The 13,766-nt window shown below is 60.2% G+C and carries 11 protein-coding genes; all 11 read left to right on the forward strand.

The window, feature by feature from the left end; translation table 11 throughout:
* Positions 1 to 197: 197 nt before the first annotated feature.
* Positions 198 to 1,859: a CTP synthase gene (locus GT495_RS07055; RefSeq protein ID WP_152074019.1), complete on the forward strand. Its 1,662-nt coding sequence runs from the start codon at positions 198 to 200 to the stop codon at positions 1,857 to 1,859.
* A gap of 2 nt (positions 1,860 to 1,861) precedes the next feature.
* Positions 1,862 to 2,803 carry a site-specific tyrosine recombinase XerD gene (xerD, locus tag GT495_RS07060; protein WP_370457616.1) on the forward strand — a complete coding sequence of 314 codons (942 nt, stop codon included), beginning with the start codon at positions 1,862 to 1,864 and terminating at the stop codon, positions 2,801 to 2,803.
* Between the two features lie 462 nt (positions 2,804 to 3,265).
* Complete coding sequence (locus tag GT495_RS07065) at positions 3,266 to 3,700, forward strand: division/cell wall cluster transcriptional repressor MraZ (RefSeq protein ID WP_035137949.1); 435 nt, start codon at positions 3,266 to 3,268, stop codon at positions 3,698 to 3,700.
* Between the two features lie 20 nt (positions 3,701 to 3,720).
* Positions 3,721 to 4,686 (forward strand): 16S rRNA (cytosine(1402)-N(4))-methyltransferase RsmH, encoded by a 966-nt coding sequence (gene rsmH, locus GT495_RS07070; protein WP_117636014.1) that lies wholly within the window; start codon positions 3,721 to 3,723, stop codon positions 4,684 to 4,686.
* A 90-nt stretch (positions 4,687 to 4,776) separates the two neighbouring features.
* Entirely contained in the window at positions 4,777 to 5,247 is a 471-nt protein-coding gene (locus GT495_RS07075) for a hypothetical protein (protein WP_152078943.1), read from the forward strand.
* A gap of 263 nt (positions 5,248 to 5,510) precedes the next feature.
* On the forward strand, positions 5,511 to 7,133 hold the full coding sequence (locus GT495_RS07080) for a penicillin-binding protein 2 (RefSeq protein WP_161162092.1): 1,623 nt from the start codon (positions 5,511 to 5,513) through the stop codon (positions 7,131 to 7,133).
* Between the two features lie 125 nt (positions 7,134 to 7,258).
* A complete protein-coding gene (murF, locus tag GT495_RS07085; protein WP_161162093.1) occupies positions 7,259 to 8,683 on the forward strand; it encodes a UDP-N-acetylmuramoyl-tripeptide--D-alanyl-D-alanine ligase in 1,425 nt (474 codons plus the stop codon).
* Between the two features lie 3 nt (positions 8,684 to 8,686).
* Positions 8,687 to 9,706, forward strand: coding sequence for a phospho-N-acetylmuramoyl-pentapeptide-transferase (mraY, locus tag GT495_RS07090; RefSeq protein ID WP_152078940.1), 1,020 nt, complete (start codon positions 8,687 to 8,689; stop codon positions 9,704 to 9,706).
* A 9-nt stretch (positions 9,707 to 9,715) separates the two neighbouring features.
* Positions 9,716 to 11,122 carry a UDP-N-acetylmuramoyl-L-alanine--D-glutamate ligase gene (gene murD / locus GT495_RS07095; RefSeq protein ID WP_152076149.1) on the forward strand — a complete coding sequence of 469 codons (1,407 nt, stop codon included), beginning with the start codon at positions 9,716 to 9,718 and terminating at the stop codon, positions 11,120 to 11,122.
* 36 nt (positions 11,123 to 11,158) lie between these two features.
* Entirely contained in the window at positions 11,159 to 12,652 is a 1,494-nt protein-coding gene (ftsW, locus tag GT495_RS07100) for a putative lipid II flippase FtsW (protein WP_161162094.1), read from the forward strand.
* Complete coding sequence (gene murG / locus GT495_RS07105; RefSeq protein ID WP_161162095.1) at positions 12,642 to 13,757, forward strand: undecaprenyldiphospho-muramoylpentapeptide beta-N-acetylglucosaminyltransferase; 1,116 nt, start codon at positions 12,642 to 12,644, stop codon at positions 13,755 to 13,757. Before ftsW ends, murG begins: the two co-directional genes overlap by 11 nt.
* Positions 13,758 to 13,766: the final 9 nt, after the last annotated feature.

The raw sequence follows: 13,766 nt of genomic DNA on the forward strand, positions 1-13,766 counted from the left end.
AGGTATCGGGTTCCCACATTCATCCGCACATGTGCGGATGAATGTGGGAGGTGTTCGGATAAAGTTGATAATCAAGGCGAGATGGAGAAATGCGATTGCGCGTAAGAAAATTGTGTGCGTCGCGCGTCGCGAGTATTACAATGAAGACCCGTAAGATGTGTATGGACAACTTCTACGGGAAGTGCAGGTAACTCAATATGACCAAGCATGTGTTCGTGACCGGCGGCGTGGTTTCGTCTCTGGGCAAGGGTATTACCGCGGCCTCGCTGGGCCGTCTGCTCAAGTCGCGCGGCTACAAGGTAACGATGCAAAAGGCCGACCCGTATCTGAACGTCGACCCCGGCACCATGAGCCCGTTCCAGCATGGCGAGGTCTTTGTGACCGAGGACGGCTACGAGTCCGATCTGGACCTGGGCCACTACGAGCGCTTTATTGACGAGAACCTGACCCGCGATTCCAACTTTACGACCGGTGCCATCTATAAGAGCCTGATCGCCCGTGAACGTCGCGGTGATTTTTTGGGCGGCACCGTGCAGGTGATTCCGCACGTCACGAACGCCATTAAGGATAAGTTCCGTCGTATTGAGGAGCAGACCGGTTCCGACGTGGTCATCACTGAGTTGGGCGGCACCATCGGCGACATCGAGTCGCAGCCGTTTGTCGAGGCCATTCGCCAGTATCGCAAGGAGGCCGGCCCCGAGAACGTCTGCTACATCCACGTGTCGCTCGTTCCCTATATCGCTGCCGCCCACGAGGTCAAGACCAAGCCGACGCAGCACTCCGTCAAGGAGCTCCGCAGCTTTGGTATCCAGCCCGATATTATCGTTTTGCGCTCCGACCACCATATCGACGATGCCATCCGCGGCAAGATCGCAAGCTTCTGCGACGTCGACACCGACTGTGTCTTTACCAACGAGGACTGCGCGAGCATCTACGATGTCCCGCAGCTGCTCGCCGAGCAGGACTTTGACCTGCGCATTTGCGAGCGTCTGGGTCTGGACCCGCGTGAGCGTAACATGAGTGAGTGGAACGAGTTCCTGCGCAAGCAGAACCATGCCAACCAGCACGCCGACAAGGTGAAGATCGCCGTCGTGGGCAAGTATACGCAGCTGCCCGATGCCTACCTGTCGGTTATCGAGGCCCTGCACCACGCGGGCGTGTTCTTCGATCGCCACGTTGACGTGCAGCTGGTCGATGGCGAGAGCCTCGACGAGCAGAACGTCTCCGAGATCCTGGGTGACGCCTCGGGCATCTTGGTCCCTGGCGGCTTTGGCAAGCGTGCCCTGGAGGGCAAGATCCTGGCGGCCGAGTTCGCCCGCGAGCACAAGATTCCGTATCTGGGCATTTGCCTGGGTATGCAGGTGGCCGTGTGCGAATTTGCCCGCAACGTGGTCGGCCTTGCCGGTGCCAGCTCTTCCGAGTTCGATCCGGATGGCCCGTATAGCGTAATCGACCTGATGAGCTCGCAGGAGGACGTGACCGAGAAGGGCGGCACCATGCGTCTGGGTGCCTATCCATGCAAGCTTGCTGCCGATTCCCTCGCGCGTGAGGCCTATGGGGAGGAGCTCGTCTACGAGCGTCACCGTCACCGTTTTGAGTTCAACAACGCCTTCCGTGACCAGCTCGAGGACGCCGGTCTGGTTATCTCGGGCCTTTCGCCCGACGAGCGTCTGGTCGAGATGGTCGAGCTGCCGCGCGACGTACATCCGTGGTATGTGGCCACCCAGGCTCATCCCGAGTTCAAGAGCCGTCCGACCAACCCGCAGCCGCTGTTCCGCGAGTTCGTGCGCGCCTCGATTGGCCAGCATGAGGGCGTCGATCGCGTGCAGGTGACGCCCATGAACCTCGCTACGGACTAAGGGTGCCGGCGAACCAAGAATATGCCGAAGCTACTCCCTCGTCGCTCGCTGTGGCGGCGGGGGAGTATCTCGATTACCTTGCGGTCGAGCGGGGCTTGGCGCGCAATACGATTGCGGCCTACCGTCGTGACCTGACGACGTACTGCGCCTATTTGGAGCGGGCTGACATTGCGTCTTTTGAAGATGTGAGCCGTCAGGTCGTGGAAGGCTTTGTTGCCGATCGCCGTGACGGAGGCTATTCCGACGCCTCGGTGGAGCGTGCGCTCGCTGCCGTGAAGGGCCTGCATGCCTTTTTGGTGCGCGATGGGGCCGTGGCCCAAAACCCGACGGCGGCGTTGCGCCTGCCCAAAAAGGCAGATCGCCTGCCGGAATACCTTTCGGTGGAGGATGTCTCGGCATTGCTCGATCAAGACTTTCCCGAGGGCGAGATGGGACTGCGCGATCATGCCATCTTGGAAGTGCTTTACGGTTGCGGCTTGCGCGTGAGTGAGCTGGTTGGGCTCGATGTGGGCGATATCCATATTGATGACGGGTTTGTCTTGGTGCGCGGTAAGGGCTCCAAGGAGCGTCTGGCCCCGTTGGTGGGAAGCGCGGCGCGTGCCCTGACACACTATATAGGTGACGGGCGCACTCTCCTGGCCGCCCATGCTCACGGGACGGAGACCTTGGCGGTCTTTTTAAATAAGAACGGACGTCGCTTGTCGCGCCAAGCTGTTCATGCGATATGCGAGCGGTATGGGCGCCAGGTGGGGCTGGTGGGGCTCCATCCCCATACCTTGCGCCACTCCTTTGCCACCCACATGCTCGCGGGCGGTGCCGACCTGCGTGTGCTGCAGGAGATTTTGGGCCATGCCGATATTTCGACCACGCAGGTCTACACGCATGTCGACCGCGCGCAACTGACCGAAGTCTATCTGGCGGCGCATCCGCTGGCACATCGCTAACACCTCGCTGACCTGCATATTTATACATATTAAGGGGGACGGGCCCCAGATTGCCGAGACGCACTTTTGCGCGCATGGGCAATCTGGGGCCCGTCCCATTTTTCGCCAGACACCGACGCGGTGGTGGGCCGTGTGTACCGTGGGTGGGGGAGTTTGGGGGCGATGTGAACGGTGTGTAAAGGGACGTAAAAATCGCCTCAAGGTCAACTTGAAGGTTGAGGTTCGCGGGCGTGGTTCTACAGGTGGCATCCCGCCTTTGCTATAAACACAACATATTGTGTTTTCGAACATATGCTCGGGGGTGTTTTGCAACATATTGGGGGTGGAGTGGTGGGGAGAGGTGGGGGAAGGGGTGGGGAAAAGTGTTGAAATATGGGGCGGTTCCCCATATTATTGATGACGTCGACAGGCGGGGTGGTTCCCCGCGTACGTGCCATCTGAGTAACCGAGGGGAGGGCGCACATGGGAATGACGGGTGCATACGAGCGCAATCTCGATGCAAAAGGTCGTCTATCCCTGCCTGCACCCCTTCGCGAGGAGCTTGGAGAGCACGTTCGCGTGTTCAAAGCCCTGGATGTCGATGCTCTGTACGTGTTCTCTGCCGAGGCCTTCGATAAGTGGGTCGAAGGACTCTTCGCGGGTCGTGAGGGCCACGAGGGTTTTAACCCGCGTGACATCAACGACCAGAAGCTCATGAGGGCGATCAACAAGCGCACCACGTCGATGGACGTGGACAGCGCGGGTCGTATCGGTCTTTCTGAGTCTCTCCGCAAGCAGGCGAACCTCGACCGCGAGGTCACGGTTGTGGGCAACTACGACCACCTTGAGGTTTGGGACCGCGCTACGGCCGATGAGGACGATGACGACGAGGCCCTGCTGGACCTCTTCTTCTCGTAAGGGCAAGGCACGAGTGACGGATGGAGCGTGGGATCTTGACACAAGAATATCGGCATGAACCCGTCATGCTCGGCGAAGTGCTTGAGTCGCTGCAGCTAAAGAGCGGCTCCGTCGTCTGCGACTGCACCCTTGGCGGTGCCGGCCATTCGGTAAAGATGGCCGCGCAGGTGGGGGAGACCGGCCTTTTGCTCGGCGTCGATCAGGACGACATGGCCCTCGAGGCTGCTGGCGCCCGTCTGGACCGCGAGGTTCCCGGCGTACCGCACCAGCTGCTGAAGGGCAACTTCGGCGACTTGGACGAGCTGCTTTGCTCGGCCGAGGTGCCCGGGGTCGATGGCTTCCTGTTCGACTTGGGCGTTTCGTCGCCGCAACTCGATATCCCCGGCAGGGGCTTTTCGTACAACGAGGATGCCCCATTGGACATGCGGATGGATCCGGGTAACAACACCTTAAACGCAGCTGAGGTCATCAACACCTATAACGAACACGACCTCGCCCGGATTCTACGCGTCTACGGCGAAGAGAAGTTCGCCTCGCAGATCGCACGTGAGATTGTGCGCCGTCGCGAGCATGAGCCGATCGAAACCACCGGCCAGTTTGTCGAGATCATCAAGGCTGGCATCCCCGCTGCCGCTCGTCGGCATGGCGGACACCCAGCCAAGAAAAGTTTCCAGGCTATTCGCATCGAGGTCAATCACGAACTCGATGTGCTCGAGCGAGGGCTTGACGCCGCCACAAGGTGGCTCAACCCGGGCGGACGTATTTGCGTCATCTCGTATCACTCGCTCGAGGACCGTATCGTAAAGAACCACTTTAAGGAGATGAGCCAGGGGTGCACGTGTCCGCCGGAGATTCCGGTGTGCGTGTGCGGCAACGTGCCGATACTCAAGGTCATCACCCGCAAACCCCTGGTTGCCCAACCCGATGAGGTTGCGCGCAACCCTCGGGCGAGATCAGCCAAGATCCGCGTGGCGCAGCGTCTGTAGACGTGACCGCGCGATATTGGACCTCCCGCTCGTACCACAAACGAAGCTTAAACACACTACCAACGTACTCGGGATGGGAGGCGGCATATCATGGGCTACAACACCTCAAACGCAGCACTTGCCTATGATATGAACGCCATGCCCGCCTATCGTGAGACACCGCAGGCTCCTGTTGCTCCCCGCGAGCAGCGCACGCCGCGCTTTGATGTCTACACAGGCGCGGGCCGTCAGGCAAACCAGGCGGTAAGCCCGGTTTTCATGAGCGTTCTTAAAACGTTTTGCATCATAGCGGCTATCTTCATGACGATCGGTGTCGCCCGTGTGGCGCTCGCCGGCGCTACGGCCCAGGTGCTCAACAGCAACGCCGCGCTTACCAACACGCTCGAGAAGGCGACCGATGAGAGCTCAGACTTGGAGGTCATGCATTCGGTATATGGTGCCGACACGCGCATTCGCGACCTTGCGGGCGCTTATGGCATGGTGGAGCCCAGCGAGAGCGTTACACTTGATTTTTCGCAGGATGCAGCCGCGGGCGCTAGCTCGACCACGGCCGCTCAGTAACAAGACGGTAGCTGAGTATGACAAATGACTATCGCCGCGGTTCCGACGGGGGTCGCGGTTCTGGACGTCCCTCATCGCGGGGACGTTCTGGTTATCAAGGAACGGGTCGGCCATCTTACAACGCGAGACCGTCCTATGGCAACGACCCTGCGTCGCGTCTCCGTGGCTCGAGTGGTCCTCAAATACATAACACCAGACCGCGCAAGAGCTCGTCGTCGACCGAATGGCTCACGGGCACGCCGCTGCCCCGTCGTAAAGCCGTCATGGGCTTCATCGGGCTTGGCTTGGGTTTGGGCGTCCTTCGCCTTGCCGACTATCAAATCGTGGAAGCCGATAAGTTGCGCGACCGCGCCGATGCACGTCGCTTGCTTGCGCAGACGCTGTATGCCAAGCGCGGTACTATCTACGACCGTAACGGCAACGTGCTGACGTCATCGGTCGAATGCCGCAACATCGCCGTGAATCCTCAGCTTATCGAGGACGTTGACAAGACGGTATCGGCACTGGTCAAAGCTACGGGCATCGATAAAAAAACCTGTCGGGATCTCGTTTTGTCCGATGGCACCTGGGTGTATATCAAACGTCAGGTGGACGAGGACGATGCCGCGGCGCTGGAGAAGAAGAACCTGCCGGGCGTGCTCTTTGAGCAGGCCATGAAGCGCGTGTACCCCTACGGCAACCTGGCATCGCAGGTGCTTGGCGTGGTAAACGTGGACAACGACGGTCTGACGGGCATCGAAAAACAATACAACAAGCTTTTGACCGGAACCAACGGTTCGCTGGTGCGTGAGCGGGCGAGGGACGGTAGCTATATCGCGGGCGGCGCCTATAAGAAGGTTGCCGCGGTGGACGGCGTGGACATCGTGACGACGCTCGATGTCAATATCCAGCGTGCCGCCGAGGACGCCCTGGCCGAGGCAGTCGAGAAGACTAAGGCCAAGAATGGCTCGGCCCTGGTCACCGATCCCACGACGGGCGAGATTCTGGCGGCATGTTCGTATCCGACATATGACCAGACCGATCTGGAAAACGCCAAGACCGAGGACATGAACTTGCGCCTGGTTACCGATGCCTACGAGCCCGGCTCGGTCTTTAAGACGCTCGTGGCCGGTGCCGGCTTCGACTTGGGCGCCGTGCGTTCGAACACGTCGTTTGCGGTGCCGGCGAGCATTAAGGTTGGCGACGACACCGTTACCGACGCCGATAAGCGTGACTACACCATGACCATGGACGTTCGCGAGATGATGCGCCGTTCGTCCAATGTGGGCTTTGTCCTGGTGGGACGCAAGATCGGTGCCGATGATTTTGCCGCCTATGTGGACAAGTGGGGTATCGGTCATAGCTCCGGTGTCGATTTTCCGGGTGAGAGTCTGGGCATCGTCAAGGAGCGCGACCAGTACGACGGCGCCACGCTGGGCTCGATGAGCTTTGGCCAAGCGCTGTCCGTCTCTCCGATTGAGGTTGCGCGTGCCGTGGGCGGCATCGCGAACGGCGGCGTGATGATGACTCCGCACTTCTATAAGTCCAGCAAGGGCGATGAGAAGGACTGGGGCGAAGGCGAGCGTGTGATTTCGGAGGACGCTGCCGCCCAGGTGACATCGTGCATGCAGACGGTCGTGTCCGAAGGCATGGGCGTCGGCGGTGCGGTCGATGGCTATGACGTGGCGGGCAAGACCGGTACGGCCGAGCGTGCTGACGAGAACGGCGGTTACCTCAAGGAGAACTACATGTCGTCCTTTATGGGCTTTGCGCCGGCACAATCGCCCAAGGTGCTGTGCTATATCACACTCGATGGAACGCCGAGTGGCTCGGATGCCGCCGCGGTGCCATTCCAGTCCATTATGGCCAACGCGCTCGACGTGCTGGGTATTCCGCGCACAAAGTAGGGGGTTACAGTCTTGAGCGTGGTCTGCCGTTTGATCTGAAGGGTGTTCACATGCCCTGCACCACGCGCGCATGGCAGTGGGATACAATACGCCGATAGCATTATTAGGTTTACAGGGGAGCTGCAATGATAGAGATCGCCGTCAACAACCTCGCGGCCTCAACGGGGGCCCGAACCGTGACGGAAGAAGTCGATCGGGTATGCCGCGGGTGCGTTATCGACTCGCGCCAGGTCGAGGAGGGGACGATCTTTGTCGCCTTCCCCGGCGAAAAGGTCGACGGCAATGATTTTGCCTCCTGTGCCATCGAGTCGGGTGCCGGTGCCGTCGTGATGACGCGCGAGCCCGATGCCGAGCTGGTTTCGCTGGCGCGGGACAAGGGATGCGCCATCTTGCTGACCGACGACCCCGAGGAGTTCTTGCTGCGCCTGGCGCATGTATATCGCTTGGAGCTTGGCTGCCTGGTCGTCGGCATTACCGGTTCGATTGGCAAGACGACGACCAAGGACGTGCTCGCCGCCGTGCTCGCCAAGCGTTATCGCGTCTGGGCCACGAAGGGCAATTTCAACAACTTGATCGGCATGCCGCTCACAGTGCTTTCCGCTCCGGCCGATACCGAGGTTCTGGTGCTCGAGATGGGCATGAACCATTTTCATGAGATTGAGCGCCTGTCCCAGTCTGCCAACCCCAATCTCGCCATCGTGAGCAAGATCGGAACCTCCCATATCGGTATCCTGGGCAGCCGCGAGAACATCGCCCGCGCCAAGTCCGAGATTGTCCAGGGCATGTGCGCCGCCGGCGACTTCTCGCCGTTGCTGGTTTTGGGCGGCGAGGACGACTTTACACCGTTCATTCGCGATACGTTCGCCCGGCCTGCGGGTATTGACGTGATGCTGGCCGGTGTCTCGGACGACGACGAGGTCCGCGCACGCGACATTCGCGTCGACGACGAGGGCCATCCGGTCTTTACGCTCGACTTTGGTCAGGGCGACACGGTCGATACCATGCTGGCCATTCCCGGCGTGCAGTCCGTGCCCAATGCCGTCAAGGCCGCCGCGGTCGCCTATCGTCTGGGCGTGACGCCCGTGCAGATCGATACTGCCTTTAGGGGCCTTACAATCACCGGTCACCGTCAGGAGATCAAGCGCGCCAAGAGCGGGGCACGCATCATCGACGACTCATATAACGCCAGTGCCGAGTCTATGGCTGCCGGCCTCGATTTGCTGTGCTCACTCATCTGTGACGGTTCGCGCATGGCGATCTTGGGCGAGATGGGCGAGATGGGCGACGAGGCTCCCCGCATGCATGAGCTCGTGGGCGCCTATGCCGCCGCCAAGAAGCTCGACATGCTCGCGTGCGTCGGCGGTGAGCTGGCTCAGCTCATGGCCGATGCCGCACGCATGATGGGTATGGATGAGGACCGCATCCAGGTGTTCTCCGATTATCAGCAGGTGCTCGACCACATGGGCGGCGCGCTTGAAAATCATGATGTTGTACTGGTCAAGGGTTCCCGTTTTGTTGAGCTCGACCGCTTTGTGGAAGGTGTGTGCTAGCCCATGTTCGGCAATCCCTCGTATCCTACGTATCAGGCCTTTTTGGGACTTGGCATCGCTGCCGCCATTGCGTTGCTGCTTATGCCGTGGTGGATCAGGCTGCTAAAGGTCGAGGGTATCGGCCAACAGGTCCGAGCTGACGGCCCCAAGCGTCATTTGATTAAACAGGGTACGCCCACCATGGGCGGCGTCATCATCCTTGTCGCGATCTCGCTGACTTGCCTGCTGATGGGCAAGCTCACCACCGAGCTCGTGCTCGTGCTGCTTGCCACGCTGGCCACCGGCGTTTTGGGTCTCATCGACGACCTGACCTCCGTCACGCATGGTCGTTCGCTCGGCCTGACGCCTCACGCCAAGATGATCGGTCTGACCATCATCTGCGTCACCTTTACCGTGCTCGCCGTCAATTGGTGCGGCGTCGCCCCTGAGATTCGTTTTCCCGGCGGCCTGACGATTGACCTCGGTGTTCTTTCGACCACCATCTGTGGCCTTTCGTTTCCGTGGCTCTACATCGTATTTTGCTGGCTGATGATCGCCGGTCTTTCCAATGCGGTGAACCTGACCGATGGCCTGGACGGCCTTGCCGGCGGCACTTCCATGATCGCCATGCTCGCCATGGCCGCCATGGCGTTTTTGCACGGTGACGTGAACCTGTCCATCTTCTGCACGGCGTGCGCCGGTGCCTGCCTGGGCTTTTTGTGGTTCAATTGCTACCCGGCGAGCATCTTTATGGGCGATACCGGCTCGCTTGCCCTGGGTGCCGCTTTTGCCTGCACCTCCATCATTACCAACACCGAAGTCGTTTCCCTCATCATCGGCGGTCTGTTTATCGTCGAGACCCTGTCGGTCATGATCCAGGTTGTCTACTTCCACTTTACGCACAAGCGCGTCTTCCTTATGGCGCCCATTCATCATCATTTCGAAAAGAAGGGCTGGGCCGAGACCAAGGTCGTTATCCGTTTTTGGATTATCGCCGCGGCCTTTGGCGCCGTTGGCCTCGCCCTGTTCTTCCAGTTGGGATAGTGGTCTTTCATGCCTCTTGCTGATGTCTTTAGCCTGCTTGTTTTGGGGCAGGGTAAATCCGGTCTCGATGTCGCCCGCTGGGCGTTGGCTCACCCCGAGCGTGTGAGCGCCACGACCGTGTATGGCGGCGGTACCTCCGAGCCCAATGACGCCACACGTGCGCTCGAGGCGCAGGGCGCGTCGTTTGTCTACGGCACCGAGCAGGTCGAGGGTGCCTATGACGTGTGCGTGACATGCCCGGGTATCTCGGAGTTCTCGGCCTTCTTTAAGGCTGGGCGTGAACATGCTGCTCAGATTATGGGCGAGCCCGAGTTTGCCTATCGCCTGTCTCCCCAAAATTGGATTGCCATCACGGGCACCAACGGCAAGACAACTACCACATCGCTAACCGATTATCTGCTCAAGGCCGCCGGTGAAGCCAGCGTGGCCGTCGGCAATATCGGTGAGCCGCCGGTGAACGAGGTTGACGGCCGCGCACACAATGAGTGGTTTGTGGCCGAGCTGTCGAGTTATCAGATTGCTACGACCGCCGAGCTTCATCCTCGCGTGGCGGTGCTGCTCAACATCACGCCCGACCACCTGGGCTGGCACAAGAGCCACAAGAACTATGCGCTTGCCAAGATCAAGTTGTTCGAGAATATGGTCGACGACGACCTCGTGGTTATCGACGTTGAGGATGCCGGCATCCATGAGTTCGATGAGTGCATCTACACACCGTCTCGCCGCATCTGCAAGGTCGCTTTTGACGAGCCCGAGGGTGCAGACGCCGCCTTTGTGCGCGACGGCAAGATGGTCGTTCGCCTGAAGGGCGTCGAGACTCAGCTTGTCGCCACGTCCGAGCTCAGGATCTCGGGCCATCACAATGTCATCAACGCCCTTTGTGCTGCCACGGCTGCTCTGGCCGTCGGTGCCGATCCCGAGGGCATTTGCCGCGGTTTGGCATCGTTCCAGCCGCTCGAACACCGCGTGGAACCCTGCGGCGAGATCGATGGCGTGCGCTACGTCAACGATTCCAAGGCAACGAACACCGATGCGGTCGAAAAGGCTCTGACGGCGTTTCCCGACGACGATGTGATTTTGCTGCTCGGTGGCCACGATAAGGGCACGCCGCTTGCGGACTTTGCCCGCGTCGTTATGGACAACGTGCGCTCGGTCGTTTGCTTTGGAGATGCGCGCGAGCGCTTTACCGCCGCTATGGACGAGGCCGATGTCGATGGTGACGTGGATATCGCCCAGGCCGATGATCTGCGCGATGCCGTTGACGTTGCCCGCTCGCTCTCGAGCCGCGGCGACGTGATCCTGCTTTCGCCCGCTTGCTCCTCGTTCGACGAGTTCTCGGGCTACGAGGAGCGCGGTCGCGTGTTTAAGGACTATGTTGCCCAGCTTGCTGCAGCAGCGAAATCGCAAACGGAATAGGGGTTGCCAGTGAGAGAGGGGAGCCCCCGAAGTGATATGAGGAGGCCCGACTCGGACCGTGCTTCCTCGCTGCGTAGCACGCCGCGTTCCGGACACGGCGGGCAGACGTTCGGTGAACGCTATATTGCCGGCGTCCCCGCCCGCATCATGCGCCCCCGTTTGATATTTATGGCCTGCCTGTTTAGCTTGGTTTGCTTTGGCTTGCTGATGGTGTACTCGGCATCTTCGGTCGAGGCGCTGCACGAGAATGGTTCGGCGACGTTTTTCCTGTCTCGACAGGCCGCGTTTGCCGGAGTTGGCGTGCTGGCTATGGTTGCCATCGTGCGCATCTTGCCGGACAGTTGGTTTGGGGAAGACGTGCTCAGGATTTTCCTCATAGGCATGATAGGGCTCCTGTTTCTGGTGTTCTTGGTGGGCAGCGGCAGTCGTGGCGCCACGCGCTGGCTCAACATCGCCGGTATTCAGTTCCAGCCGTCTGAGTTTTTAAAGCCGTTCGCCATCGCGTATTCGGCAATCATGCTCGACCGCATCTTTTCGCCCGGCGGCAACATCAACGAGTTTCTACGCAAGATGGGCGTCTACCTCGGCATTTCTCTCTTTCTGATCTTTATTCAGCCCGATTTCGGCACCGTTTTGATCATCTTGTTGACCCTCATGTGCATGGCGTTGTTTGCGGGATTGGACCCCAAATATATCGTTTGGACGGTCGTTGCCGGCATCGCCGTCATTGCGATCGCCCTTATCGCCGAGCCGTATCGTATGACGCGTGTCGAGGTTGCTTGGAATCCTTGGGCAGACGAATATGGTGACGGCTATCAGGCAACGCTTGCCATCATGGCGTTTGCCTCGGGCGGCCTATTCGGTCGCGGTATCGGCAACTCCACCATGAAGTACTCGTATTTGCCCGAGGCGCATAACGACTACATCTTGGCTATTATCGGCGAGGAAGTTGGCTTTATCGGAACCGTGCTGTTCTTCTTGGTATTTGCGATGCTGATCTACTCGGCGTTTCGCATTGCCGAGCAGGCGAGCGACCGTCGCGGAGCACTTATGGCATCGGGTTCCGCGGTCATCCTTGCGGTGCAGTTTTTGATCAACGCGCTGGGTATTCTCAATGTGTTTCCCATGACGGGCAAGCCGCTGCCGTTTATTAGCTACGGTGGCTCGTCGATTATTGTGTCGCTTATGCTCGCCGGTCTGATCCTGCGCGTTTCGTATGAGAGTGCCCGTCGCGATGAGTACGACCGTCGCCGCGAGAGCTTTGCCGTTATGGATGAGAGTACCGCCGGCATGCCCCACGTGCGCGGCTATCGATCTTCGCGTAACGACTTTACCGTCCTGGATGGCTCTGCGACCGAGCCGGAAGCCCGTCCGCGTCAGCGAACGGCGCCGCAAGGTCGTCCTCAGCGTCCCACTCCTCGCAATGCGTACGGTGGATATAATCGAATCGATTTGAATTCGGACCCATCGGCGCGTTTGCGCACCGATGACCAGGGGCCGCGTGTACGAAGGGATTACCATGACCGATAAGATGACCGTTGCTATTGCAGCTGGCGGCACGGCAGGACATATCAACCCCGCGCTCGCCCTGGCCGAGGAGCTGCGTGACCGCGGTCATCACGTTGTGTTCGTGGGCCAATCGCGCAAGCTCGAGGGCCGTCTGGTTCCCGAGGCCGGATTCGATTTTGTGCCCATCACGGTCACGGGCTTCGATCGCTCGCGTCCCTGGACGGCGCTGACCTCGCTGTGGCGCGTCAACAAGGCGAAGCGTGCGCTTGCCAGTCACTTCTCGAAGGTCGGTAAGCCCGATGCCGCTATCGGCTTTGGTGCTTACGTTGAGGTCCCGCTGCTGGATTGGTGCAAGAGCGCCGGCGTTCCGTATCTGCTGCACGAGCAGAACTCTGTTCCGGGTCTGGCCAATAAGATGATGAACTCACATGCCGCCCGCGTGTGCATTTCGGTACCTGCGGCCCGCGCGGTCTTTGAGCGCGAGGGCGACCCCGACCATGTGCTCATGACGGGCAATCCCGTGCGTCGTTCGGTGATCGAGGGCGATCGCGCTCGCGGCCGCAAGACGCTCGGTGTGCCCGAGGACGCGACGCTTCTGCTCGTCTTTGGTGGTTCACTCGGTGCTCGGCATCTCAACGAGCGCGTTGCCTCGCTCAAGAGTGAGCTGCTGACCCGCGGGAATCTCTACATTTTGCATTCGACGGGTGCCGACGGCTTTGAGGAGACCGAGCGCGCCTTGGCGCTGACGCCCGAGGAGGCGAAGCGCTATCGTGTCCAGCCCTACATCGACAACATGGGCGATATGCTGGCTGCGGCCGATCTGGTGCTCTCGCGTTCCGGCGCCTCGAGCGTGGCCGAGATCGCTGCGCTTGCCGTGCCCTCGGTACTCGTGCCGTATCCGCACGCTACGGCCGACCACCAGACTACGAATGCGCGTTACCTGGTCGATGCCGGTGCCGGCGTGCTATGCGCCGATGCCGATATCGACGCCCCTGCCTTTGCCGACGAGCTGCTGCACCTGATCGATGACGCTGCGGCGCGTGATGCCATGCGTCAGGCGGCGCGTGGCTTGGCCCAGGACCGTGCCGCCGCACTTTTGGCCGACGCGGTAGAGGGATTGCGTTAGTTAGACGGG

This window comes from Collinsella sp. BIOML-A6, from assembly GCF_009875845.1.
Lineage (GTDB): Bacteria > Actinomycetota > Coriobacteriia > Coriobacteriales > Coriobacteriaceae > Collinsella > Collinsella aerofaciens_H.